Origin of the sequence: Nocardioides phosphati (assembly GCF_014646375.1) — a bacterium.
In the GTDB taxonomy this organism is placed as follows: Bacteria; Actinomycetota; Actinomycetes; order Propionibacteriales; family Nocardioidaceae; genus Nocardioides; species Nocardioides phosphati.
The window spans coordinates 111,352-134,555 of sequence record NZ_BMNI01000002.1 but is presented as its reverse complement, the minus strand read 5'-3'; the positions used below and the strand labels follow the sequence as shown (position 1 = coordinate 134,555).

At 72.8% G+C, this 23,204-nt stretch carries 23 protein-coding genes; 17 read left to right on the top strand and 6 right to left on the bottom strand.

The window, feature by feature from the left end:
- Positions 1–27 precede the first annotated feature (27 nt).
- On the top strand, positions 28–906 hold the full coding sequence (gene metF, locus IEX47_RS05550; protein ID WP_188783021.1) for a methylenetetrahydrofolate reductase [NAD(P)H]: 879 nt from the start codon (positions 28–30) through the stop codon (positions 904–906).
- A gap of 12 nt (positions 907–918) precedes the next feature.
- Here the strand turns inward: metF and IEX47_RS05545 are convergent, their stop codons facing one another.
- Genes IEX47_RS05545 through IEX47_RS05535 form a run of 3 tightly spaced genes read right to left on the bottom strand, consistent with a single transcriptional unit; the run spans position 919 to position 3,232 of the window.
- Positions 919–2,220 carry a phytoene desaturase family protein gene (locus tag IEX47_RS05545; RefSeq protein WP_188783020.1) on the bottom strand — a complete coding sequence of 434 codons (1,302 nt, stop codon included), beginning with the start codon at positions 2,218–2,220 and terminating at the stop codon, positions 919–921.
- A gap of 26 nt (positions 2,221–2,246) precedes the next feature.
- On the bottom strand, positions 2,247–2,837 hold the full coding sequence (locus IEX47_RS05540) for a DUF4126 domain-containing protein (protein ID WP_188783019.1): 591 nt from the start codon (positions 2,835–2,837) through the stop codon (positions 2,247–2,249).
- A 35-nt stretch (positions 2,838–2,872) separates the two neighbouring features.
- Positions 2,873–3,232, bottom strand: coding sequence for an ArsC/Spx/MgsR family protein (locus tag IEX47_RS05535; RefSeq protein WP_229662653.1), 360 nt, complete (start codon positions 3,230–3,232; stop codon positions 2,873–2,875).
- Between the two features lie 118 nt (positions 3,233–3,350).
- On the opposite strand from IEX47_RS05535, the gene IEX47_RS05530 reads away from it, so the two are divergent.
- The 3 genes from IEX47_RS05530 (at position 3,351) to IEX47_RS05520 (ending at position 4,895) form a co-directional block, all read left to right on the top strand.
- Complete coding sequence (locus IEX47_RS05530) at positions 3,351–3,785, top strand: SAV_6107 family HEPN domain-containing protein (RefSeq protein WP_188783018.1); 435 nt, start codon at positions 3,351–3,353, stop codon at positions 3,783–3,785.
- 29 nt (positions 3,786–3,814) lie between these two features.
- Positions 3,815–4,537: a methyltransferase domain-containing protein gene (locus IEX47_RS05525; RefSeq protein WP_229662652.1), complete on the top strand. Its 723-nt coding sequence runs from the start codon at positions 3,815–3,817 to the stop codon at positions 4,535–4,537.
- 85 nt (positions 4,538–4,622) lie between these two features.
- A complete protein-coding gene (locus tag IEX47_RS05520) occupies positions 4,623–4,895 on the top strand; it encodes an SCO2097 family morphological protein (RefSeq protein ID WP_188783016.1) in 273 nt (90 codons plus the stop codon).
- Here the strand turns inward: IEX47_RS05520 and IEX47_RS05515 are convergent.
- Genes IEX47_RS05515 through IEX47_RS05505 form a run of 3 tightly spaced genes read right to left on the bottom strand, consistent with a single transcriptional unit; the run spans position 4,862 to position 9,223 of the window.
- Positions 4,862–7,090 (bottom strand): transglutaminase TgpA family protein, encoded by a 2,229-nt coding sequence (locus IEX47_RS05515; protein WP_188783015.1) that lies wholly within the window; start codon positions 7,088–7,090, stop codon positions 4,862–4,864. The two genes, IEX47_RS05520 and IEX47_RS05515, sit on opposite strands and share 34 nt — an antisense overlap.
- Entirely contained in the window at positions 7,087–8,289 is a 1,203-nt protein-coding gene (locus IEX47_RS05510) for a DUF58 domain-containing protein (RefSeq protein WP_188783014.1), read from the bottom strand. Before IEX47_RS05510 ends, IEX47_RS05515 begins: the two co-directional genes overlap by 4 nt.
- A gap of 13 nt (positions 8,290–8,302) precedes the next feature.
- On the bottom strand, positions 8,303–9,223 hold the full coding sequence (locus tag IEX47_RS05505) for an AAA family ATPase (protein ID WP_188783317.1): 921 nt from the start codon (positions 9,221–9,223) through the stop codon (positions 8,303–8,305).
- A gap of 217 nt (positions 9,224–9,440) precedes the next feature.
- On the opposite strand from IEX47_RS05505, the gene mraZ reads away from it, so the two are divergent.
- From mraZ to IEX47_RS05440, 13 genes are all read left to right on the top strand, one after another.
- Positions 9,441–9,869 carry a division/cell wall cluster transcriptional repressor MraZ gene (gene mraZ / locus IEX47_RS05500; RefSeq protein WP_188783013.1) on the top strand — a complete coding sequence of 143 codons (429 nt, stop codon included), beginning with the start codon at positions 9,441–9,443 and terminating at the stop codon, positions 9,867–9,869.
- Between the two features lie 222 nt (positions 9,870–10,091).
- Positions 10,092–10,250 (top strand): hypothetical protein, encoded by a 159-nt coding sequence (locus IEX47_RS05495; RefSeq protein ID WP_188783012.1) that lies wholly within the window; start codon positions 10,092–10,094, stop codon positions 10,248–10,250.
- A 4-nt stretch (positions 10,251–10,254) separates the two neighbouring features.
- The gene (rsmH, locus tag IEX47_RS05490) at positions 10,255–11,226 is read left to right on the top strand and encodes a 16S rRNA (cytosine(1402)-N(4))-methyltransferase RsmH (protein ID WP_188783011.1); all 972 of its coding nucleotides are present in this window, start codon (positions 10,255–10,257) and stop codon (positions 11,224–11,226) included.
- The gene (ftsL, locus tag IEX47_RS05485) at positions 11,223–11,780 is read left to right on the top strand and encodes a cell division protein FtsL (protein WP_188783010.1); all 558 of its coding nucleotides are present in this window, start codon (positions 11,223–11,225) and stop codon (positions 11,778–11,780) included. Before rsmH ends, ftsL begins: the two co-directional genes overlap by 4 nt.
- Positions 11,781–11,796: 16 nt before the next feature.
- A complete protein-coding gene (locus tag IEX47_RS05480; protein WP_229662651.1) occupies positions 11,797–13,578 on the top strand; it encodes a peptidoglycan D,D-transpeptidase FtsI family protein in 1,782 nt (593 codons plus the stop codon).
- Entirely contained in the window at positions 13,575–15,107 is a 1,533-nt protein-coding gene (locus IEX47_RS05475; RefSeq protein ID WP_505805741.1) for a UDP-N-acetylmuramoyl-L-alanyl-D-glutamate--2,6-diaminopimelate ligase, read from the top strand. Before IEX47_RS05480 ends, IEX47_RS05475 begins: the two co-directional genes overlap by 4 nt.
- A complete protein-coding gene (locus IEX47_RS05470; RefSeq protein ID WP_188783008.1) occupies positions 15,104–16,561 on the top strand; it encodes a UDP-N-acetylmuramoyl-tripeptide--D-alanyl-D-alanine ligase in 1,458 nt (485 codons plus the stop codon). The genes IEX47_RS05475 and IEX47_RS05470 overlap by 4 nt, the downstream gene beginning before the upstream one ends.
- A complete protein-coding gene (mraY, locus tag IEX47_RS05465; RefSeq protein ID WP_188783007.1) occupies positions 16,558–17,640 on the top strand; it encodes a phospho-N-acetylmuramoyl-pentapeptide-transferase in 1,083 nt (360 codons plus the stop codon). Before IEX47_RS05470 ends, mraY begins: the two co-directional genes overlap by 4 nt.
- Complete coding sequence (locus IEX47_RS05460; protein ID WP_188783006.1) at positions 17,633–18,619, top strand: Mur ligase family protein; 987 nt, start codon at positions 17,633–17,635, stop codon at positions 18,617–18,619. The genes mraY and IEX47_RS05460 overlap by 8 nt, the downstream gene beginning before the upstream one ends.
- Before the next feature lie 46 nt (positions 18,620–18,665).
- Complete coding sequence (ftsW, locus tag IEX47_RS05455; RefSeq protein ID WP_188783005.1) at positions 18,666–19,907, top strand: putative lipid II flippase FtsW; 1,242 nt, start codon at positions 18,666–18,668, stop codon at positions 19,905–19,907.
- Positions 19,907–20,992, top strand: coding sequence for an undecaprenyldiphospho-muramoylpentapeptide beta-N-acetylglucosaminyltransferase (gene murG / locus IEX47_RS05450; RefSeq protein ID WP_188783004.1), 1,086 nt, complete (start codon positions 19,907–19,909; stop codon positions 20,990–20,992). The genes ftsW and murG overlap by 1 nt, the downstream gene beginning before the upstream one ends.
- Positions 20,989–22,404, top strand: a complete 1,416-nt coding sequence (gene murC / locus IEX47_RS05445; protein ID WP_188783003.1) for a UDP-N-acetylmuramate--L-alanine ligase — start codon at positions 20,989–20,991, stop codon at positions 22,402–22,404. The genes murG and murC overlap by 4 nt, the downstream gene beginning before the upstream one ends.
- Positions 22,397–23,125: a cell division protein FtsQ/DivIB gene (locus IEX47_RS05440; RefSeq protein WP_188783002.1), complete on the top strand. Its 729-nt coding sequence runs from the start codon at positions 22,397–22,399 to the stop codon at positions 23,123–23,125. Before murC ends, IEX47_RS05440 begins: the two co-directional genes overlap by 8 nt.
- Positions 23,126–23,204: the final 79 nt, after the last annotated feature.

Sequence of the window (23,204 nt, the reverse complement as noted above, 5' to 3'; positions counted from 1 at the left end):
GAGCCTAGCGATCCTTACGATGGGCGCATGACCGAGGCCAGGCACAGGATCGGGGACCGGATCCGCTCAGGGGAGCGATCGTTCTCGTTCGAGTTCTTCCCGCCCAAGGACGAGGCGGGCGAGGCGCAGCTGTGGCAGGCCATCCGCGAGCTCGAGGCCTTCGAGCCCACCTTCGTCTCCGTGACCTACGGCGCCGGCGGGTCCACGCGTGACCGCACCGTCGACATCACGCGCCGAATCGTCCAGGAGACCTCGCTGCTCCCGATGGCGCACCTGACCTGCGTGGGCCACACCAAGGACGAGCTCGACGAGATCCTCGCGGCGTACGCCGGGGCGGGCGTCACCAACGTCCTCGCCCTGCGGGGCGACCCCAAGGAGGGTCCGCGTGCCGAGTGGACGCCGACCGAGGGCGGCTTCGAGCACGCCGTCGACCTGGTCCACCTGGCCACCGCGCGCGGCGGCTTCAGCGTCGGCGTCGCGGCGTTCCCCGAGGGGCACCCGTCGGCGGCTTCCCTCGACCACGACGCCGAGGTGCTGGTCGAGAAGGCGCGTGCCGGCGCGGAGTTCGCGGTGACGCAGATGTTCTTCGATGCGAAGGACTACTTCGCGCTCGTCGAGCGGGTGCGCGCGCACGGCGTCGACATGCCGATCCTGCCGGGCATCATGCCGATCCTGAACCTCAGTGCGATCGCCAAGCAGGGCGAGCTGATCGGCACCTCCGTGCCCGATCACGTCGTCGCGACCTTCGACGGGCTGACCGAGCCGGCCGAGATCCGCGCCAACGGCATCCGCCTGGCCACGGAGCTCTGCCGCGAGCTGCTCGAGGGCGGCGCTCCCGGCCTGCACTTCTACACGCTGAACCGGTCGAAGGCGACGCGCGAGATCTTCGAGGCGCTCGACCTCTGACCCTCGTGGGCCTCAGGCCGGTCCGATCTCCTGGGCGACCAGGCTCGCGGAGAGCCCCACGTAGGGGAGACCGGAGCCGGGGGTCGCGTTGGCGCCGGCGGCGTAGACGCCCTCGACCGGCGTGCGCGGGCCGAGGCGGTGCTGCAGCGTCGCTCGCCCCTGCCACAGCACGCCGAGCGGCGAGCTGCCGAGGCCGGCGACCTGGGCCCGCGGAGTGCGGTCCACGCGGGCGACGACGTTGGCCCGCACGTTGGCGCCCATGCGCGACAGCGCGAGGACCATGTCCTCGGAGAGGTGTCCGCGACCGTAGAGGGTCCACGCGTGGCAGCCCTCCGGGGCAGTGCCGCCGGTGCGGACGACGATGGTCGGGTCGCCGTGGAACACGGTCTCGGGCCCGAGGTCCGGCACGTCGCCGTCGAGGCCCAGGTGCACGACGTACGGCGGGATCGCGGGCATCGTCTTCACGACGTACGGCGCGAGGGTGGGGACGCGGCGCGGGTCGACGGCGCAGACGACAGCGTCCGCGTCGACCTCGCCGGCTGCGGTGGCGACCGCAACCGCGCGCCCGTCGCGGACGACGATGTCGGTGACCGGGGTGTCGAGCTCGACGGTCACCCGCCGCGTCTCGAGCCGCGAGGCCAACGCGTCGGCAAGGCGCGCCATGCCGCCGGGGACGGTCCAGGCGCCGAAGTTCTGCTCGACGTAGGCGTTGACGCCCATCCATGCCGGAACGTTGCGCAGGTCGTGGCCGTCCATGAAGAACGGGTGGCCGGCCACCAGCCGGAGCCGCTCGTCACCGAGCTCCTTCTTGAGCCGCTTCGCGAGCATCGTGCGGGACTGCAGCCGGGCGACGACCTCCTTGCTCGCGATCTCGGGGCGCCACGGTCGCTCGAGGTACTCCCGGCGGACGACCTCCCAGTCGTCGGCGTACGCCGCCACGTGGTCGCACCACTGCTGGCCGAGGCCCTTGCCGAGCTCCTCGAACGCGTCGTACTGGACGCCGCGGGAGCCGCCGCGGAGCGTGACGGTGCTGCCGTCCGCGAACCAGTGCTCACGGATGACGTCGCGCGAGACGAGCTCCAGCTCCTTCTCCAGCGGCCGACCCGACTTGCGGAAGAGGTCGCGGATCACCGCGGGCAGCAGTGTCATCGCCGGGCCGGCGTCCCAGCTGAAGCCGTCGGCCTCGATCGTGTCGAGTGCGCCACCGAGCCGCGGGCCCTGCTCCAGGAGCGTGACGTCGTGGCCGAGCTTGGCGAGGCGGGCCGCGGCGGCCATGCCGCCGAACCCGCCGCCGATCACTGCGATGCGTGCCATGGGCGCGAACCTAGCGGTTGGGCCGGTCAGGCGAACGAGGGGATCTCGCGGTCCTTGCGCTTCCAGCGGCGCCAGCCGCGCCGGACGTACTTGACGGCGAGGAAGAGGACGACCAGGCCGAGCACCAGGAGCACCGCGGCGATCGAGGCCGCGACGTACGGGTGGTGGAGGGCGAGCACCGCGACGCCGAGCACGGTGACGTCCTCGCCGAGGCTGGCCACGATGTTCGTGAAGGGCTCGGGCGAGGTGTTGATCGCCAGCCGGCTGCCGCTCTTCACCGAGTGGGACGCCAGGGCGGTGGTGCCGCCGAGCACGCCGCCGACGGCAGCCTGGAGCGAGCCCGCATCACCCGCCAGCAGTACGCCGATGACCGCGCCGACCGTCGGCCGGATGGCGGTGGAGATCGCGTCCCACGTCGAGTCGAGGTAGGGGACCTTGTCGGCGATGAACTCCATCGCGTAGAGGAAGCCCGCGACCGCGAGGACCTCCCAGCGGCCGAGGACCTGGGGGAGGCCGTCGACGCCGAGGCGCTCGGCGATGCCGAGCACGAGGACGACGAGGTAGCTGTTGACGCCGCTGGCCCAGCCGCTGGTGAAGGTCATCGCGAGGGAGTCCACGCGAGCAACCTACGCCGGGCGAGGGCTGCCGGGGGTCAGCCTGCGGCGATCACCTTCGCCAGGCTCTCGGCGTCGCGGCCGACGACGGTCGTGCCGTCGGCGGCCGTGATGATCGGGCGCTGGATCAGCTTCGGGTTGTCGGCGAGGAGCTGGATCCAGTTCTGACGCTCTGCCTCGCTGCGCTCGGGGAGCTCCAGGCCCAGCCCCTTGGCATCGGCCGTGCGGGCGATGTGCCAGGGCTCCACGCCGAGGCGGGCCAGCACGTCCTCGAGGTCGGCGACGGTCGGCGGCTCCTCGAGGTAGCGGCGCACGGTGTAGTCGGCCCCGGCTGCGTCGAGCTCGGAGACGGCGGTGCGGCACTTCGAGCACGCGGGGTTCAACCAGATCTCGATCATGCGCCCGACCCTAGGGCCTGTCGGCCGGGCCCATCTGTCGGAGGGCGGGTGTAGCGTTCGCCCCATCGAACACCTGTTCGAACAGCTGAGGGTCGACACACATGAAGGAGCTCCGCCGATGATGCTGCTGCCGGCCACCACCCACGCCTACCTCGAGCGCTCCGCGGAGTCCCTCCGCGAGGCGATCATGACGGCCGACGTGCCGTCGCGCTACGCGCACGCCCATGTCGCGGCGCTGCGGGCGGCCGCCGCGCTCCTGGCCGCGCGGGCGCACCCCGACCCGCGGAAGCGTCGGCAGAAGAACGCCTGGGTCCTGCTGGCCCAGGTCGCGCCCGAGCTGGGGGAGTGGGCGACGTTCTTCGCGGCCGGCGCCTCCAAGCGTGCTGCGGCCGAGGCGGGCGCGACGCGCTCGGTCACCGAGCGCGAGGCCGACGACCTGGTCCGCGAGGCTGACCGCTTCCTCGCGGTCGTCGAGCAGGCGCTCGGCCTGGCGCCCCACACCTCGGTGGAGGAGGAGATCGTCTTCCGGCCGGCCCTGCGCGCCGGGGCGTGACCATGGCCGTTCCCACTACTGTGGGCGTCATGGCTGGCACCGATCGCCGCGCGACTGTCCTCTGGGCGGCGCTCGAAGACATCCTCGACCAGTTCCCGGGCGCCACGGTGCTCGACATCGGCGGGGGCACCGGCGGCTTCGCCGTCCGCATCGCCGAGCGGGGGCACCAGGTGCGGGTGATCGACCCGAGCCCCGACGCGCTCGCCGCCCTGGGCCGCCGGGCCGAGGAGCGCAGCGTCGCCGACCGCATCACCGCCGAGCAGGGTGACCTCTCCGACCTGGCCACCCTCGTGCCCGACGGCAGCGTCGACGTGGTGCTCTGCCACGGCGTCCTCGAGATGGTGCCCGACCCGTCGGCGGCGCTCACCGCGATCGCCGAGGTCCTCCGTCCCGGTGGCGTGCTCAGCCTCCTCGTCGCCCAGCGCCACGCGGCGGTGGTCGCGCGGGCCATGGCCGGCCACTTCCAGCAGGCCCGCGAGCTGCTCGAGGGTGGCCCTGGTGCGGTGCCCGCGAGTGCCCGCAGCGCCGGGCGCCGCTTCACCTCCGCCGAGCTCGAGGAGCTGCTGCAGGCGACGGGCTTCACGACGACGTCGCGCCAGGCGATCCGGGTCTTCAGCGACCTCGTGCCCGGCGCCCTCCACGACAACGAGCCGGGCGCCGCTGACGCGCTCGCAGAGCTCGAGAGGGCGGTCGCGACGGTTCCCGAGTTCCTGCCGCTCGCCAGTCAGGTGCACCTCGTCGCGCACCGGTGAAAAAATGATCCGAGCGGGTACTCAGAGATGAGGACACCCGCCTAGACTGGACACTGACAGAACCATCATGCAGGGAGGAGGGGCCGTGCCGCTTTCGGAAGAAGAGCTGCGCCTGCTCGAGCAGATGGAGCGGGCGCTCAGCGAGGAGGACCCGAAGTTCGCCTCGACCCTCCGCGGGAGCACGTTCCGCCGGGCCGCCCGCCAGCGCGCGATCCTCGCCGGCCTGGTCTTCCTCGGTGGCATCGCCCTGCTGATGACCGGTGCGGTCGCCGAGATGATCCCCCTCGCGGTCTGCGGCTTCGTCGTGATGCTCGCGAGCGCGACCTACGCGCTCTCCGCCCTGCGCAGCCGTCCCTGACCGACGACTGACCGCGGCCACCACCGTGCCCGGCGTACGCCGCGGGGTGAGGTCGTCGCCTGCAGTGCTGCCGCGCAGGTGACGACGTCGTCGGGTGTCGCCGTGCCGCTTCCCTCGGGCGCGTAGCGCGCCAGCTCGACGCTGCCGACGAGCCTGTCCAGGGCGGCCAGTGCAGCCGGGGCGTCCGACGCGTCGCTCCTCTCGAGCCGGGTGGCCAGCGCCCGGGCCGTCGCCCGCGGTGAGGCGCCGGTCGGCCAGGTGATGCCGACGTCGACGACGTCCGCGCGGAGCTCGCTCCACCAGTCCTCGACGTCGGCCGATCCGAGGCGCCGCGCACGCTGCCCTCGGCGGACCAGCCGTGGCAGGCACACCGCGAGCGCGACGAGGACGAGACCGCCGAGAACCGCTGGCACGCGCCAGTCGATGCTGGCCTGCCCGGTCGCTGCGCCGTCCTGCTCAGGCGGGAGCTGCCGGGGCTTGGGCGTGGTCGAAGGGATCGTGGTCGGTGAGGCGCTCACGCTCGGCGTGGTCTGGGGCGGGGGGTTCGACCACGACGGCACGGAACCGGTGTGGGAGGTGGGCGTCGGCTCGAAGCCGACCCAGCCGACCCCGCGGAACCAGATCTCCGGCCAGGCATGCAGGTCGTGCGCACTGAACTCGTAGGAGCCGGGGCCCCGTCGCTCCGGCCGGAGGAAGCCCACCGACACCCGGGCCGGCATGCCGAGCTCGCGCGCGAGGAGCGCCATGGCAGCCGCGAACTGCTCGCAGTAGCCGGAGCGCGACCGGTTGAGGAAGTCCCCGAGCGCCCTGAAGCCGCTGCCCGGCGCGGTCGCCGTGGAGTAGGTGAAGCTGCGCTGGAAGAACTGCTGCAGGGCGACCGCGCGGGCGTAGTCGGTGGTGGCGCCCCGGGTGACGCGGGTGGCGACATCGTGGACCCATGCGGGCCGCGAGTCGGGCAGCGCGGTGTAGGCGGCGCCCAGATCGGGATCACTCGTGTCGGTGGCGAGCAGCGTCTCCGCCGTGAGGTGGGGGAGGTACTCGACGGCGTCGTAGGTCTCGCCGGCGGCACTGCCCTGCGAGTCGGTCCGGTGCACGTCGAGGGACTCGCTGTCGTAGCGCCAGCCGGGGCCGGCCACGAGCGACGAGGTCCAGTGCGGGGTCGGGAGCCAGTCGGAGGCGAAGGCCTGGGTGACGGCGACCTCCCACGGGACGCGCTGGCCGGGCAGGGCCAGGGCGGGAGCTGCGGGGAAGGCGCCCGAGACGGTGCCGTTGCTCGCCGGCCACAAGCGGCTGCCCACTCGCCACGACGCCCCGTCGAACTGGTTGAGCACGCTGAGCCGGACGTACGCCGGAGGAGGCGCGCTCTTCGGCACGTTGATGCGGAGGAGGTCGACGTCCTGGCCGCGGGTGAGGTCCCGCTGGAGGTCGGCGACCGGGTCCCTGAGCGACACGGTCCCGTCGCGCGCCGGCCCGGCTCCGGGCAGTGTGAGCGCGGTGCCCTGGGGGAGCATGGCGGGCAGCACCACGGCGGCGAGGACGGCGACCAGCGCGATCGCGACGCCCGCGCTGCCCGGCCGAACCGCGTCGAACCAGGGCGCATCGACGGGCCGTCCCCACCGCGACCGCTCGGCGCGCTGCTCGGCGGCGAGCAGCCCGAGCCAGGCGAGGGCCGCGAGGGCGAAATGGGGCCACGCCGAGGCCGTGCCGAGCACGCTGACCGGCACGACCCAAGCGGCGAGCAGCGCGAGGCTCGCGGCCAGGGGACGCCGGAGCGAGACCGCGACGAGGTCGACGACGAGGTGGAGCGCCACCCCGGCCACGACGAGCAGCGGCACGATGCTGGTGACGTCGGAGGCGACCGGTGCGGGATGCGCGTGGGCGGAGCCGAGGGCGTCGATGACGGACTGCACGGCGGTGCGCAGCGACGACGGCGTGGGCACCCAGCGGCTGCCCAGCTCGGCCTGGAGCACGACGGTCGCGGTGAGCAGCTGTCCGCAGAACGCGAACGGCCACTCGAGCCCCAGCCGGCGCAGGCCGACCCCCACTGCCGCGACCAGGACGAACGCCAGCAGCAGCTTGCCGGGCAGGCCCTCGGGCACCTCGACGAGGCGGTTCCAGGAGGAGAGGACCAGCCAGGTGGTGAGCCCGGTCCACGCCGCGAGTGTGGCGGCCGGTCCGCTGTGCGCGCGCGTCATGCCATCGTCCCGAGCTCGCGCCAGGCCGTGGGCAGTGCAGTGTCGGGTGCGACGCGGACCGCGCGCCAGCCACTCGCGCGCAGCGTCGTGGCCACGTCGCTGTGACCGCCCCCGTTCGCCCAGCGGTCCACGTCCAGCACGAGGGCGTACGCCGGATCGGCGTGGTGGCGCAGCCGGCGCAGGGTGGCGCGGTCGTCGGCCACGTCGCCGAGCACCGCGACGAGCATCCCGTGGCGCGAGGTGGCGTCGAGCCAGCCGGTGGCGAGGCTGGTGCGGCGTACGGGCTCCACGACGGCGAGCTCCTCGAGCAGGCGGTCGGCGTCCGCGGGGGTCGCGCGGTCGTGCCACGCGTCGCCGGCAGGCGGCCCGTCAGCCGTCACCAGCCGTACGACGAAGCCGCGTGCGGCCAGGTGTGCTGCCACCGAGGCGGCCGCGGTGACCGCGACCTCGAGGGAGGAGCCGGCGCCGTGCCCCCGGTGCGCGGAGGCGCGGTTGTCGAGCAGGATGGTCGCGCGTGACTGCCAGGGCTGCTCCTCGCGCCGGACCATCAGCTCGCCCGTGCGTGCGCTGCTGCGCCAGTGGACCCGCCGGAGCGGGTCGCCGTGGCGGTACTCACGGACGGTGACGTCCTCCGCGCTGCCGTTGGCGAAGGCCCGCGGCCGGTTGTCGCCGGCGCCCGTCCACGCGCCAGCCCGGCCCGCGGCCTGCAGGGGCACGACGGTCGGGGTGACCACGAGGTCGCCCAGGTCGGGCACGGTCGTGGTGCGCTCGGCCATGCCGAAGGGGTCGGCGGCGCGCAGGGTGACCGGACCCAGCGTGAACCTGCCGCGCACGTCGGAGCGCACCGTGTAGTCGACCCGCGTCGTCCACGTGCGCCGTGCCGTCGGCAGCACGAACCGCGGCCGTACGCCGAGTGCCCACGGCACCCGGTCCTCGAGCAGGAGGGCGCCCGCCCCTGCCTCGCCGTCGAGCGTGAGCTGCACCCGCGCCGGCTGCCCCGCGGGGACCCGGCGCGGGTCGAGGGTGCGCTGGACGGCGACGGGCCGCTCGCGGCGGAGGGCGGCGAGGCCGAGCAGGGGGAGCAGGGCGAGCAGGACACCCACCGAGGTGAGTGCCGGCTGTCCGAGGACCACGCCGGCGATGACGGCGGTGACGCCGCCTGCGACGGCGGTGCGGCCGCGGCTGGTCAGCGACGCCATGACGGGGCCGGGCTCACGCGGGGTCGGGCACGGGGACCCGGGCGAGCACGTCGGCCAGCACCGCCTGCGGGGTGCGGCCGGCGAGCGCCGCCTCGACGCCGGGCATGAGGCGATGGGCGAGCACCGGCACGGCGAGGGCGTGGATGTCGTCGGGCAGCACGTAGGTGCGGCCGGCGAGCGCTGCGCGTGCCTTGGCGGCGCGCACCAGGTGGAGCGTGGCGCGCGGGGAGGCGCCGAGGACCAGGTCGGGGGAGGTGCGGGTGGCGGTGGCCAGGGCCACGGCGTACCGGCCGACGGGGTCGGCGACGTGGACCTGCGCCACGATGCCGATCAGCTTGCGGATCTCGCCGGCGTCGGTCACGGGCTCGAGGTCGTCCAGCGGGTTGGCGGCGGCGTGGGAGCCGAGCATCGCGAGCTCGGCGGCCGGCACGGGGTAGCCCATCGCGACGCGGCACATGAAGCGGTCGCGCTGCGCCTCCGGCAGGGCGTAGGTGCCCTCCATCTCGATGGGATTCTGCGTCGCGATCACCAGGAACGGCGACTCGAGCGCCATCGTCGTGCCGTCGACGGTGACCTGCCGCTCCTCCATGCACTCCAGCAGCGCGGACTGCGTCTTGGGGGAGGCCCGGTTGATCTCGTCGCCCACCACGACGTTGGCGAAGACGCCGCCCGGGTGGAAGTCGAAGCGCCGGGTGTCGGGGTCGAAGACGCTGACGCCGGTGACATCGGAGGGGAGCAGGTCCGGCGTGAACTGGATCCGCTTCACCGTGCCGTCGACCGAGCGCGCGAGCGCCTTGGCCAGCATCGTCTTGCCGACGCCCGGGACGTCCTCGATCAGCAGGTGGCCCTCGGCGAGCAGCACCGTCAGGGCGGTCTCGACGACCTCGCCCTTGCCCTCGATCACGTGCCCGACGTTGGCACGCACCCGCGCCATGACCCGCGTGACCGTCTCCAGGTCACCAGCTCCCACTGCCACCTCCACAACGTAGCGCGAGCGCGCTCCGTGCGAGGTGGCGACCGGCGTTCCGGGCCACTGGCAAGTGCCGCTCGCAAAAGGGGAGGGAAACGCGTACAAGATGGTTGACCGTGGGGGGAAGTGGAGTAATGTGGAGCGCAGTGGAGGAAGAGTGGGGGAAAGGGGTGGAGAACGGATGTTCTTCGGCACCTACACCCCCAAGGTCGATGACAAGGGCCGCCTCTTCCTTCCGGCGAAGTTCCGGGATCAGCTGGCGGAAGGGCTCGTGGTCACTCGTGGCCAGGAGCGATGCCTGACCGTCTGGTCGATGCAGGACTTCGCGGGCATGACCGACCGGCTCCGCGAGGCGCCGGTCACCAACAAGGGAGCTCGTGACTACGTCCGCATGTTGTTCGCGGCGGCGTCGCAGGAGGTCCCCGACAAGCAGGGCCGCATCACCATCCCGTCGGTGCTGAGGGAGTACGCCTCACTCGGCAAGGACGTCATGGTCATCGGCGCGATGAACCGGATCGAGATCTGGGACCCCACCGCCTGGGCGGCGTACTCCGAGGAGCAGGAGCAGAAGTTCTCGGAGCTCTCCGACGAGGTCTTCCCGGGGATCTGATCCCCACCACGCACCACGCGGCTCCACCACACGGCTCCACCACCACGCACCACCAGCAGCAACAGAACAGCGGATTCGCAGGACGAGGTCTCGTGCCCACTCCTTGCCCGTGCCCTGGGGCAACTTCCCCGGTTCCAGGCCACGAACTTCCCCCCATTGCGGGGAGTGGGCAGGGACCTGGCCTTGCGAATCCGCTGTCGTCACTTCCCCGGACGACAACAGATGAAGGTCGAGACCATGCACACCACCGCCAGCACCCGCGAGATGCGGGTCCGCGACCAGGCCCGCGAGGCCCTGGCCGTGATGGTGCTGTCAGCGGGGCTCTCGATCGGGTGCGCGATGGCCCTCGTCCTGTTGATCGCAGCAGGCGGGCAGGGCTGAACGAATGCGTCCCCTCCACGTCCCGGTCCTCCGTGAGCGGTGCGTCGAGCTCCTGGCCCCTGCCCTCCAGCACGAGGGCGCGGTCATGGTCGACTGCACGCTCGGGCTCGGCGGCCACACCGAGGCCGTCCTCGAGGCGATCCCCACGACGCGCGTCATCGGCATCGACCGCGACCCCAACGCCCTGCGGCTGGCGGGGGAGCGGCTGGCTCCGTTCGGTGATCGCTTCACCGGGGTCCACGCGGTCTACGACGAGATCCTCGACGTCATCGCCGACCAGGGCCTCGACCACGTCGACGCGGTCCTCTTCGACCTCGGCGTCAGCTCGATGCAGCTCGACGTCCGCGAGCGCGGCTTCGCGTACGCCGAGGACGCGCCGCTCGACATGCGCATGAACGACGGCACCGGCATGACCGCCGCCGACGTCCTCAACACCTACGACGAGCGCGAGATCGCCCGCATCCTCCACCAGTACGGCGAGGAGAAGTTCGCGCGGAAGATCGCCAAGGCGATCGTCCGTGAGCGCGAGGTGGAGCCGTGGACCCGCTCGGGCCGCCTCGTCGAGCTCCTGTACGCCGAGATCCCGGCGCCCGCGCGGCGTACGGGAGGCCACCCGGCGAAGCGGACCTTCCAGGCCCTGCGCATCGAGGTCAACGACGAGATCGACGTGCTGCGCCGGGCGATGCCCGCGTCCCTGCAGGCGGTCGGCGTCGGTGGCCGCGTGGTCGTCGAGTCGTACCACTCGCTCGAGGACCGGATCACGAAGCAGGTCTTCACCGAGGCCACCCGCCTCGACGTACCGCCGGACATGCCGTTCATCCCCGAGGGGATGGAGCCGCCCTTCAAGGCCGTCACACGCGGCGCCGAGAAGGCCACCGGCACCGAGCTGACCGACAACCCCCGCGCCGCCAGCGTCCGACTCCGCGCCGTCGAGCGCACCCACACCGACAGCCCCCGAAGGAGCAACCAGCGATGAGCACCCCGCAGCTGTCCCGTGTCCGCGTCACGCGCATCGCCGAGGAGGCCGTCGAGCGGGCCCGCCTCCGGGTCGTCCCCGCGACCCGGGTCCGTGCGCCGAAGGTGCCGTTCGTGATGCTGGTGAGCGCGATCCTGCTCGCCGGCGTCGTCGGCCTGCTCCTCTTCAACACGACGATGCAGCAGAACTCCTTCGCCGCCGCCGACCTGCAGACCCACGCCGACGAGCTCCGCTCGCAGGAGCAGGCGCTCCAGGCCGAGATCGACGAGCTCAACGACCCGCAGCGCATCGGCGAGGCGGCGAACCGCCTCGGCATGGTGATGCCGGTCTGCCCGCGGTTCCTCTACACGGCCACCAACAAGGTGACCGAGGCCTGTGACGAGCCGCCCGCGAAGCTCCCGATCGACCCGCCGGCCGCCGCGCGCCCCGACTCGCTCGTCCCGCACCGCACCGTCGTGAAGGTGGACGCGCCGACGAAGGGCGCCGACACGCCGGTCAAGGGCGCCGCGAAGGCCGGTCGCGTGGGTTCTCATGGAGCCAGCAGCACCAACTGACCCCCGAAGGACCCCTGTGAACTCCCGCTCCGTCAGCCCGTTCCGGCTGAAGTTCGGCTTCCTGGTCATCGCGATCGTCCTGTCGTTCTACGGCGCGCGCCTGGTACAGCTGCAGGCCATCGACCCGGGCTCGTACGCCGAGATGGCGCACCAGGAGGGCCTCGAGGAGATCGAGCTGCCCGCCTCGCGCGGCGCGATCGTGGACCGCGAGGGCGTCGAGCTGGCCTCCTCCATGGACGGCCTGATGGTCATCGCCGACCCGGCACTCACCGTCGCGCGCGCCCCGGAGCTCGGCCGCTTCCTGGCCGACAAGCTCGGCATCGACTACTTCGCGACCCTCGACAAGCTCCGCAAGACGACCGGCGAGGGCAGCCACTACCAGATCCTCGCGCGCCGGATCCCGGCGACGAAGGTCCGCAAGGTACTCGCCGAGGCGGCGGACGAGGGCTTCCAGGGCCTGACCACGGAGCGCGACCCGATCCGCTCCTACCCGCTCGACGACGTCGCGGCCAACATCATCGGCTTCATCGGCCAGGACGACGACAAGGGGCCGCTCGCCGGCCTCGAGCGCACCTTCAACAAGCAGCTCGCCGGCACCGACGGCATCGCCCGGTACCAGGCCGTCAAGGGCCGCCAGATCCCGCTGTCCGACGCGACGGTCACGCCCCCGCGCGACGGCAAGACGCTGCAGCTCACCATCGACCGCGACGCGCAGTGGTTCACCCAGCGCACCCTCGCCCAGGTGGTGCGCAACTGGAAGGCGACCTCCGGTGTCGCCATCGTCATGGACAGCCACACCGGCGACCTCCTCGCGTACGCCGACTACCCGACGTTCGACGCCAACGACCCGCAGGCGACCTCCAAGGACTACTACGGCTCGAAGGGCGCCCAGGAGCCCTACGAGCCCGGCTCGGTCGAGAAGGCGCTGACGCTGTCGGCGGTCATCGACTCCGGCCACGCCGAGCCCGAGACGCGGCTGACCGTGCCCGAGACGATCACGCGTGACGGCTGGCCGATCGGCGACCACGGCCGCAAGGGCACCGCCAAGCTGACCCTGGCCGGCGTCCTCGCGCACTCCTCCAACATCGGCACCACGATGGCGGCCGAGACGATGAAGGCCGACCAGCTGCGCGACTACCTGACGGCGTTCGGCCTCGGGCAGCGCACCAACGTCGGCCTCCGCGGCGAGAGCCCGGGCATCGTTCCGGCGACGCCGTGGCAGGCGATCCAGCAGGCGACCATCTCGTTCGGCCAGGGCATCAGCTCCACCCCGCTGCAGATGGCCGCCGCGGTCAACGCGATCGCCAACGGCGGCGTCCGTGTGTCGCCCAGCCTGATCGAGGGCAGCGCGACCACCGAGGACGGCGTCGAGGTCGGCACCGCCCACGCGACCGCCACCCGCGTGATCAGCGAGGAGACCGCGCAGAAGATGTCGCGGATGATGGAGACCGTCCTCGACCCGGTCGAGGGCACCGCGCCGCAGGCGCACATCCCCGGCTACCGCGTCGCGGGCAAGACCGGCACCGCGCAGGTCCCGAACCCCAACGGCGGCGGCTACCTCGACGGGGTCAACAACAACTCGTTCGTCGGCTTCGCGCCCGCGGAGAACCCCCGCTTCACGGTCTACGTGGCGGTCATGGGCGTCCACGGCGGCGCGGGCGGCCTGACCGCCGCCCCGGCGTTCAAGCGGATCATGAGCTACATGCTGCGCCACTACGGCGTGCCGCCGACCGACGCGAAGGCCACGCCGTACGCCACCACGTGGGGTGGCCCCGGCACCGGTAACCTCGCGCCGTGAGCGATGCCCAGCCCCTGACCCTGCCGGGTCGCCCGACCGCACCACGCCGTACTCCGCTGGCGACGGTCGCGGGCTGGCTCGGCGCGAGCGTCCCCGAGGGCGCCGAGGCGGAGGTCACCGGCATCTCCCTCAGCACGCAGCGGATCCAGCCCGGCGACGTCTACGCCGCCCTGCCCGGCGCGCGCGCCCACGGAGCGTCGTACGCCGCGGCTGCCGCGTCCGCCGGCGCCGTCGCGGTCCTCACCGACGCCGAGGGCGCTTCGCTCGCAGCCGGCTGCGGCCTGCCGCTCCTCGTCGTCGACGACGCGCGCGCGGTGCTCGGTGACGTCTCGGCGCGCATCTACGGCGAGCCCGCCCGCGACCTGCGCCTGCTGGCCGTGACCGGCACCCAGGGCAAGACCACGACCACGCGCCTCGCCGAGCTCGCCCTCGAGCAGGCCGGTGTCGCCGCGGCCGTGATCGGCACCGTCGGCACCCGGGTCAAGGGCGAGGACATCAAGACGGCGCTCACCACGCCGGAGGCCCCCGACCTCCACGGTCTCTTCGCGATGATGCGCGAGCGCGGTGTCGACGGCTGCGCCATGGAGGTCTCCAGCCACGCGCTGGTGCTGGGCCGCGTGGACGGCGTGCAGTTCGACGTCGCCGTCTTCCTCAACCTCGGCCGTGACCACCTCGACTTCCACCACGACCTGGGCGACTACTTCGCCGCGAAGGCCCGGCTGTTCACCTCCGACCGGGCGCGGCTGGCGCTGGTCAACATCGACGACGAGCACGGCCGGATCCTGCGCGAGCAGCTCGCGGCCGATGCCCACGGCGTACCCGTGCGCACGTTCTCGACGCTGGGCCGGGCCGACTGGAGCGTGGCCGACGTCGTCGCCGGGCCCACCGGCTCGGAGTTCACCGTCGTCGCACCCGACGGCCGCACGGCCCGCACCGCGGTGCCGATCGCGGGCGACTTCAACGTCTCCAACGCGCTCGCTGCTGTCGCGGGCTGTGTCGAGCTGGGCTACGACCTGGCTGCTGTCGCGGCGGGCCTGGCCGCCTCCGGGGGAGTGCCTGGCCGGCTCGAGCGGGTCGAGACCGGCCGCGACCTCAACGTCGTCGTCGACTACGCCCACAAGCCCGACGCGGTCGAGGCTGCGCTGCGCACGCTGCGCCCCCTCGTCGCGCCCGGTGGCCGGCTGATCTGCGTCATCGGCGCCGGCGGCGACCGCGACACCGGCAAGCGCCCGGTCATGGGCGAGATCGCCGCGCGCCTGGCCGACCTCGTGGTCGTGACCGACGACAACCCGCGCTCGGAGGAGCCGGCTGCCATCCGCGCCGCAGTGCTCGCGGGCTGTGCCGGTCCGGGGGCGGTGACGGAGATCGGTGACCGCCGCGAGGCGATTCGCTTCGCTCTCGCCGGGGCGAAGCCCGGCGACATCGTGCTGGTCGCGGGCAAGGGCCACGAGACCGGCCAGGAGGTCGCCGGCGTGGTCCATCCGTTCGATGACCGCGTGGTGGTCCGTGAGGAGGCCGACGCGCTGTGATCCCGCTGCACCTCTCGGAGATCGCCGCCGTCGTCGGTGGCTCGCTGTCAGGTGAGGACGTCCTCGTGACGGCCCCTGCCTTCGTCGACAGTCGCGCCGTCGAGCAGGGCGGCCTCTTCGTCGCCCTCGCCGGCGAGCGTGTCGACGGCCATGCGTACGCCGAGGGTGCCGTCGCCGCCGGTGCCGCCGGTGTCCTCGGGTCGCGCCCCACCGGTGTCCCGACCGTCGTCGTCGACGACCCGGCGGTCGCCCTCGGTCGCCTGGCACGCCACGTGCGGGACCAGCTCCCGGACCTCACCGTGCTGGCACTCACCGGCAGCCAGGGCAAGACCGGCACCAAGGACTTCCTCGCCCAGCTCCTCGCCGCCGACGGCGAGACCGTCGCGACGGCCGGCAACCTCAACAACGAGCTCGGCGTGCCCCTGACGGTCCTCCGCGCGACCGGGTCGACCCGCTACCTCGTCGTCGAGATGGGCGCCCGCGGCATCGGCCACATCTCCTACCTCTGCGGCATCGCGCGCCCCGACGTGGCTGCGGTCATCAACGTCGGCACGGCGCACCTGGGGGAGTTCGGCTCCCGCGAGGCGATCGCGCAGGCCAAGGGCGAGATCTTCGACGGCCTGCCGCCGGGTGGGGTCGCCGTCCTCAACGCCGCCGACGACTTCAACCACGCGATGCTCGAGCGGATCACGTCGCGTCCCGACGCGCCGACGGTCGCCGAGTGGGGCGACCTCGACGACCCGGAGCACGGCACGACGCCGGACGGCCGCCCGACCGGTGACCCGACCGGCCTCCTCGTCGGCTTCCGTGACGTCGAGCTCGACGAGCTCGGCCGGCCGTCAGCCCTCTTCGTCGTCAAGCAGGGCGCTCCGGTGCGCGTGCAGCTGCTCGAGATCGGCCGCCACCAGGTGCTCAACGCGGCGGCTGCGGTGGCGATGGCGGTCGCCGCCGGCGTCTCCGCGCCCTCCGCCCTCGCTGCGCTCGCCGGAGCGCGGTCGCTCTCCCGCTGGCGCATGGAGGTCCACGACCGCGGCGACGGCGTGACGGTGATCAACGACGCCTACAACGCCAGTCCCGACGCGATGCGCGCGGCGCTCGACACGCTGGCCGGCATCAAGGAGCGCAGCGGACGCCGGACGGTCGCGGTGCTCGCCGAGATGCGCGAGCTCGGCGACGACGCGGAGCGCATCCACGCCGAGATCGGCGCCCACGCGGCGACGGCCGGCGTCGACGTACTCCTGGTCATCGGAGAAGCCGCGGCACCGATGCTCTCCGGTGCGAGCAAGATCTCAGAGTGGCCGGGCACGGCGGTGTCGGTCCCCGACCGGGCCGCGGCTCTGGCATGGTTGCGCGAAGACGTCGCCGCTGGTGACGTCGTGCTGGTGAAGGCTTCGCGCGGTGCCGCGCTGGAAGTGGTGGCCGAGGGGCTGCTGGACGAGGAGACGAGTCGATGAGGGCGATCCTGCTGGGTGGCGGCCTTTCGCTGATCCTCTCGCTGATCGGCACCCGCTACGCGATCCGCGTCCTGAAGGCGAAGGGCTACGGCCAGGAGATCCGCGAGGACGGGCCCGACAGCCACAAGACCAAGCGCGGCACGCCGACCATGGGCGGCATCGTCATCATCCTGTCGACGCTGCTGGCCTACGGCATCGCGAAGCTGATCACGGGGGAGATGCCGACCGCGTCGGCGCTCCTGCTGCTCTTCCTCTTCGCCGGCTGCGGCATCGTCGGCTTCCTCGACGACTTCATCAAGATCTACCGCCAGCGCAACCTGGGCCTGCGCAGCCGCGCCAAGATGATCGGCCAGACCTTCATCGCGCTCGTCTTCGCCGGCGTCGCGATCTCGCCGTGGCTGGAGAACTCCCACGGCATGCGCCCGGCGAGCATGCACATCTCGGTGCTGCGCGACTGGCAGGCGTGGAGCCTCCCGGCGATCGTCGTCGTCGCGCTCTTCTGGGTGATCATCACCGGCACCAGCAACGCCGTGAACCTCACCGACGGGCTCGACGGCCTCGCGGCCGGCGCCTCGGTCATGGTCTTCGGTGCCTACACGATCATCAACATCTGGCAGTCCAACCAGAGCTGCTTCCAGGTGCCCCGGCCCGAGAGCGGCTGCTACGAGGTGCGCGACCCGCTCGACCTCGCCGTGGTCGCCGCAGCGATCACGGGCGCCTGCTTCGGCTTCCTCTGGTGGAACGCCTCGCCGGCACAGATCTTCATGGGCGACACCGGCTCGCTGGCGCTCGGAGGCGGCCTGGCCGGCCTCGCGATCCTGACCCGCACGGAGCTGCTGCTCCTCGTCCTCGGCGGCCTCTTCGTGATGGAGACGGTCTCGGTGATGATGCAGGTCTCCTACTTCAAGGCCACCAAGGGCAAGCGGATCTTCCGGATGGCGCCGATCCACCACCACTTCGAGATGCTCGGGTGGGAGCAGATCACGGTCGTGATCCGGTTCTGGATCGTCACGGGCTTCCTCGTGGCGCTCGGCGTCGGCATCTTCTACACGGAGTGGGTCTCGAGTGCCGGTGTCTGACGGCCGCGACTGGTCGGGCGTGCGGGTCGCCGTCGCCGGCTTCGGCCGCGCCGGCTTCGCTGCCACGGACAACCTGCTCCACCTCGGCGCCACCGTCACGGCGTACGCCGTCCCGCTCGACGACGACGATCCCCTCGAGGCCGACCGGGCCGAGAAGGCAGAGCTGCTCAGCGTCCTGGGTGCCACGATCGTGCTCGACGAGCTGGCCCTCGACGTGCTCCCGGAGGGCCTCGACCTGGTCGTCTCCTCGCCGGAGTGCCTCGACACCCCGCTCGTCGCGCAGGCCCGCGAACGCGGCGTCCCCGTGTGGGGTGAGGTCGAGCTCGCCTGGCGCCTGCGCGACACCAGCACCGGCCACCGCCCGGCGCCCTGGCTCGTCGTCGCCGGCAGCGCCGGCCACACCGACGTCGCCCTGCTCGTGGAGCAGATCCTCCTGGCCGCCGGGCAGCGCCCCGCCGTCGCCGGCGCCGTGGGGCTGCCGCTGGTCGAGGCCGTCATGGACCCCGAGCCGTACGACGCCCTGGTCGTCGCGCTCGACGACCCCCAGCTGGTCGACGTCGCGTCGATGAGCCCGCTCGCGGCTGCCGTCCTCGACACCGCGCCGGCGTCCGAGGGCCACCCGGCCGCCCGCGCCGCGGCGTACGAGCACGTGCAGGAGGCGTGCGTGTACGTCGCCGCCGACGAGGCCACCCGCTCGCTCGTCGAGGAGGCCGACGTCGTGGAGGGTGCCCGCGCCATCGGCGTGACGCTCGGCATGCCCGGGGTCGGGATGCTGGGCGTCGTCGAGGACCTCCTGGTCGAGCGGGCCTTCCTGCCGCAACGCTCGACCTCGGCCGCCGAGCTGACCTCCCTGGAGGACCTCGGCACCGAGGACCCCGTCACCGTCACCCGCGCGCTCGTCGCCGCTGCCCTCGCGCTCGCCTCGGGTGCGACACCGGCCGACGTGCGCGACGGCCTCCGCAACGCGCGACACGCATGACCGCCCTCCGCGGACACGCCGACGCCGCGGGGGAGGATGGGGCGCGATGACGACCAGCACGCAGTTCGGCACCCCCGACGAGACCCAGGACCGTCCGGTCGGGCTCGCTGCGCTCAAGGAAGCGCTCGAGCGGCCCCTGACGCCGTACTACCTGCTGGTCGGGTCGACTGCCCTGCTGCTGACGATCGGCCTGATCATGGTGCTCAGTGCCTCGAGCGTCACGTCGTACGAGAACTCCCAGAACTCCTACGCCGTCGTCGAGAAGCAGCTGATCTGGGTGCTGATCGGCCTCCCGATGGCGTGGGTCGCCTCGCGGCTGCCGCAGCGGACGCTGCGCAACCTGTCGACGCTCGGCCTGCTGGGGTCGATGGGCCTGCTCGCGCTCACGCTGACCCCGCTCGGCGTCACCCGCAACCACCAGACCAACTGGCTCGGCGTCGGACCGTTCGTGATCCAGCCGTCGGAGTTCGCCAAGCTCGCGGTGATCCTCTGGGCCGGCCACATCTACGCCAACAAGCAGCGCCGCCTCGGCGAGCTGCAGCACATCCTCGTGCCGGTCGTGCCGGGAGTTCTGGCGGTCACCGGACTGATCCTTCTGCAGCGCGACCTGGGCACGGCGCTGGTGCTCTTCGCGATCACGCTCAGCCTGCTCTGGGTGGTCGGCGCGCCCGCGAAGTTCTTCGCGCTGTCGGCGTCCGTGATCGCGGTGGGCGCCTTCTGGCTGGCCACCACCAGCTCGGAGCGACGTCAGCGACTGCTCAGCTTCACCGACCCGTTCAAGGACTACCACGACTCGGGCTGGCAGGCGGCCCACGGCCTCCTCGCGCTGTCGTCCGGCGGCGTCTTCGGCAAGGGGATCGGTGCCTCGCAGCAGAAGTGGGGCACGCTTCCGGAGTCCCACACCGACTACATCTTCGCGGTGCTCGGCGAGGAGCTCGGCCTGGTGGGCACGCTCTTCGTCGTCGGCCTCTTCCTGGCGATCGCGTGGGCCGCGGTGCGGGTCGCGACGCAGACCCGCGAGCCCTTCGTCCGCTACGTGTCCTTCGGCATCATGGTCTGGCTGCTCGGCCAGATGATCGTCAACGTGGGCATGGTCCTCTCGGTGCTCCCCGTCATCGGCATCCCGCTGCCGCTGGTGTCCTACGGTGGCTCCGCGCTGCTCCCGTCGCTGATCGCGCTCGGCATCCTCATCGGCTTCGCGCGTCGCGAGCCCGAGGCCGCCGCCGCGCTCGCCGCCCGCAAGCGTGTCCGCCCCGCCCGTCCTGTGAAGCAGTCCCGAGGTCTCTGATGCGCGTCCTTCTCGCCGGTGGTGGCACCGCCGGCCACACGTCACCCCTGCTCGCCACGGCCGCCGCGCTGCTCCGCGAGGACCCCACCATCGAGATCACCTGCCTCGGCACCCGCGAGGGGCTCGAGGCGCGCCTGGTCCCGGAGGCCGGCTTCCCGCTCGAGTTCGTGCCGCGGATGCCGCTGCCGCGCAAGCCCGGCAAGGCGATGCTGCAGTTCCCCGGCAAGATGCGCGCCCAGCGCCGCGCGGCCCTCGAGATCATCGACCGCGTGAAGCCCGACGTCGTCGTCGGCTTCGGCGGCTACGTGTCGGTGCCTGCCTACCTCGCTGCCCGCGCGCGCCGCGTCCCGATCGTCGTCCACGAGGGCAACGCCCTCCCGGGCATCGCCAACCGCCTGGGCGCCCGCCTCACGCCGTACGTCGCGGTCTCGTTCCCCGACACGCCCCTGAAGGCGAAGGGCGGTGACCCGGCGCTCTACACCGGGCTGCCGATCCGCCGGATGATCTCGACGCTCGACCGGGCCGCGCTGCGCGCCGAGGGCCGCGCGGCGTTCGGGCTCGACGCGGAGCGTCCGACGCTGCTCGTCACGGGCGGCTCGCAGGGCGCCCAGCGGATCAACGCAGCCGTGAGTGGAGCGGCGGGGGCGCTCGGTGGAGCGGGCGTGCAGGTACTGCACGTGATCGGCCCGAAGAACGAGCTCACCCTGGAGGAGCAGGGCGCTCCGTACAAGGTCCTCACCTACGTCGACCGCATGGACCTCGCGCTCGCGGCCGCCGACGCGGTGCTCTGCCGGTGCGGCTCCAACACCGTCACCGAGACGTCCGGCGTCGGCCTTCCGGCGGTCTACGTCCCGCTGCCGATCGGCAACGGCGAGCAGGCGCTCAACGCTGCTCCCGTCGTCGAGGCCGGCGGCGGCCTGCTCGTGCCCGACGCCGACCTCAGCGCCGAGTGGATCGCCGAGAACCTGGTCCCGCTGATGACCGACCCCGCCCGCCTCGCCGCGATGGGGGCGGCGGCAGCCGACGTCATCCCGCTCGACGCCGACGACAAGCTCGCGGCCCTGGTCCTGGAGGCCGCGCGATGAGGATCCCTGTCCCCGAGGTGCTGCTCCCGGCCGAGGAGCTCGGCCGCGTCCATTTCATCGGCATCGGCGGCGCCGGCCTCTCCGCGATCGCCCGCATCATGCTCGCCCGCGGCATCGCGGTCAGCGGCTCCGACGGCAACGACAGCCCCGCCCTCGACGCGCTGCGCGAGCTGGGCGCGCGGGTCCACGTCGGCCACGCCGCCGAGCACGTCCACGACGTCGACACGCTGGTCGTCTCCACGGCCATCCGCGAGGACAACCCCGAGTACGTCGCCGCCGTCGAGCAGGGCCTCCGGATCCTGCCGCGCTCCGCGGGGCTCTACGCCGTGATGGCTGGCAAGCGCACGATCGCGATCGCGGGCACGCACGGCAAGACCACCACGACCTCGCTCGTCACCGTCGCCCTGCAGGCAGCCGGTGCCGACCCGACGTACGCGATCGGCGGCGACCTGAGCTCGACCGGCGTCAACGCGGCCGACGGCTCGGGCGACCTCTTCGTCGCCGAGTCCGACGAGAGCGACGGCGCCTTCCTCGTCTACACGCCGTCGATCGCGGTCGTGACCAACGTCGACGCCGACCACCTCGACCAGTGGGGCACCGAGGAGGCCTACCAGGCCGCGTTCACCGACTTCCTCGACCGCATCGAGCCGGGCGGCCTGCTGATCACGTGGGCCGGCAGCGACGCCACCCTTCACCTCGCCGACCAGGCCCGTGCCAAGGGCCTGCGCGTGGTGACCTACGGCCTCGCGGACGCTGATGTCGTCGCCGAGCACCTCCGCGCCGCGGGCACCCGCACCACCTTCGTCGTACGCCGTGGGGCCGAGGCGCTGGGCGAGGTCACCCTGCAGATCCCCGGTGAGCACTACGTGCTCAACAGCCTCGCGGCGATCGCGATCGGCCTGGACCTGGGCCTCGACTTCGACGCGCTCAAGGCCGGGCTCGAGGGCTTCACCGGCACACGCCGTCGCATGGAGCTCAAGGGCGAGGTCGCCGGCGTCCGCGTCTACGACTCCTATGCCCACCACCCGAGCGAGATCCGGGGCGACCTGCAGGCTGCGCGGTCGGTCGCGGGGGAGGGGCGCCTCGTCGTCGCCTTCCAGCCGCACCTCGTCTCGCGCACGCGGATCTTCGGCGAGCAGATGGGCGTGGAGCTCGGTGCCGCCGACGAGGTCGTCGTGGCCGACGTCTACCTGGCCCGCGAGGACGCCGATCCCGCCGTCACGGGCGCGCTCGTGGCCGACGCCGTCCCGCTGCCGGCGGACGCAGTCGCCTTCGTCCCGGAGCTGTCCGACGTCGCCGCCGAGCTGGCGCGCCGCGCCCGTCCCGGCGACATGGTGCTGACCCTCGGTGCCGGCACGATCACGACGGTCGGCCCGATGGTCCTCGACCTGCTGGGGCGCGTCGGTGCCTGACCTCGACGCGTCGCGGCGGAGGTTCGCGCGACGCCAGTGGGCCCGTCGCTGGACCACCTGGCGCGGCCTCGTCGTGCTCGGCGTGGTCGCTGCCGCCTTCGTGGCCGCGGGCTGGGTCGTGCTCGCCTCGCCCGTCCTCGACGTCCGGGGTGTCGAGGTCACCGGCACCACCTTCCTGCGGCCCGGTGCGGTACGCCGCGCTGCCGCCGTACCCGAGGGTGGTCCGCTGGCGCGCGCCGACCTCGACGCCGTACGCCGCAGGGTCGCCCGCCTCCCTGCCGTCGCCGGGGTCCAGGTCTCGCGGGCCTGGCCGCACCACGTGCGCATCGAGGTCACCGAGCGCACCGCCGTCGCCGTCGTGGAGGACGACAAGGGCCTCCACGGCCTCGACGACAGTGGTGTCGTCTTCCGCTCCTACAAGGCGCGCCCACGTGCGCTCCCGCTGATCCGGATGGCAGAGGACGTCCCCGCCGACGCCCGTGCCGAGGCCGCGCGCGTGGTCGGCGTCCTGCCGCAGGGCGTGGCGAAGAGGGTGGCGTTCGTCGACGTCCACACCCGCGACGCGATCTCGCTCGAACTCCGTGACGGCCGCGTCGTGGTGTGGGGGAGTGCGGACCAGGCCGACGACAAGGCGCGCGTGCTCGCCTCGCTCCTGAAGGCCGTCCGCGACGCGCGCGCCTACGACGTCAGCGTCCCGGGCCAGCCGACGACCACGCGCTGACCCGTCACCACTGACGAATCTCGCGCCAATCGGCGCGCGGTGGCGTGTCGGGCCTTTACTTCGGCCTCGCGGTCCGTAT

Bases quoted from the DNA above. Each gene is read 5' to 3' on its own strand.
- IEX47_RS05495 (WP_188783012.1), top strand. From the start codon at position 10,092: ATGAAGGTCGAGACCATGCACACCACCGCCAGCACCCGCGAGATGCGG.
- mraZ (WP_188783013.1), top strand. From the start codon at position 9,441: ATGTTCTTCGGCACCTACACCCCCAAGGTCGATGACAAGGGCCGCCTC.
- IEX47_RS05525 (WP_229662652.1), top strand. From the start codon at position 3,815: ATGGCTGGCACCGATCGCCGCGCGACTGTCCTCTGGGCGGCGCTCGAA.
- murC (WP_188783003.1), top strand. From the start codon at position 20,989: ATGAGGATCCCTGTCCCCGAGGTGCTGCTCCCGGCCGAGGAGCTCGGC.
- rsmH (WP_188783011.1), top strand. From the start codon at position 10,255: ATGCGTCCCCTCCACGTCCCGGTCCTCCGTGAGCGGTGCGTCGAGCTC.
- IEX47_RS05535 (WP_229662653.1), bottom strand. From the start codon at position 3,232: ATGATCGAGATCTGGTTGAACCCCGCGTGCTCGAAGTGCCGCACCGCC.
- ftsW (WP_188783005.1), top strand. From the start codon at position 18,666: ATGACGACCAGCACGCAGTTCGGCACCCCCGACGAGACCCAGGACCGT.
- IEX47_RS05505 (WP_188783317.1), bottom strand. From the start codon at position 9,223: ATGGCGCGGGTGCGTGCCAACGTCGGGCACGTGATCGAGGGCAAGGGC.
- murG (WP_188783004.1), top strand. From the start codon at position 19,907: ATGCGCGTCCTTCTCGCCGGTGGTGGCACCGCCGGCCACACGTCACCC.
- IEX47_RS05510 (WP_188783014.1), bottom strand. From the start codon at position 8,289: ATGGCGTCGCTGACCAGCCGCGGCCGCACCGCCGTCGCAGGCGGCGTC.
- IEX47_RS05530 (WP_188783018.1), top strand. From the start codon at position 3,351: ATGATGCTGCTGCCGGCCACCACCCACGCCTACCTCGAGCGCTCCGCG.
- IEX47_RS05545 (WP_188783020.1), bottom strand. From the start codon at position 2,220: ATGGCACGCATCGCAGTGATCGGCGGCGGGTTCGGCGGCATGGCCGCC.
- mraY (WP_188783007.1), top strand. From the start codon at position 16,558: ATGAGGGCGATCCTGCTGGGTGGCGGCCTTTCGCTGATCCTCTCGCTG.
- metF (WP_188783021.1), top strand. From the start codon at position 28: ATGACCGAGGCCAGGCACAGGATCGGGGACCGGATCCGCTCAGGGGAG.
- ftsL (WP_188783010.1), top strand. From the start codon at position 11,223: ATGAGCACCCCGCAGCTGTCCCGTGTCCGCGTCACGCGCATCGCCGAG.
- IEX47_RS05515 (WP_188783015.1), bottom strand. From the start codon at position 7,090: ATGACGCGCGCGCACAGCGGACCGGCCGCCACACTCGCGGCGTGGACC.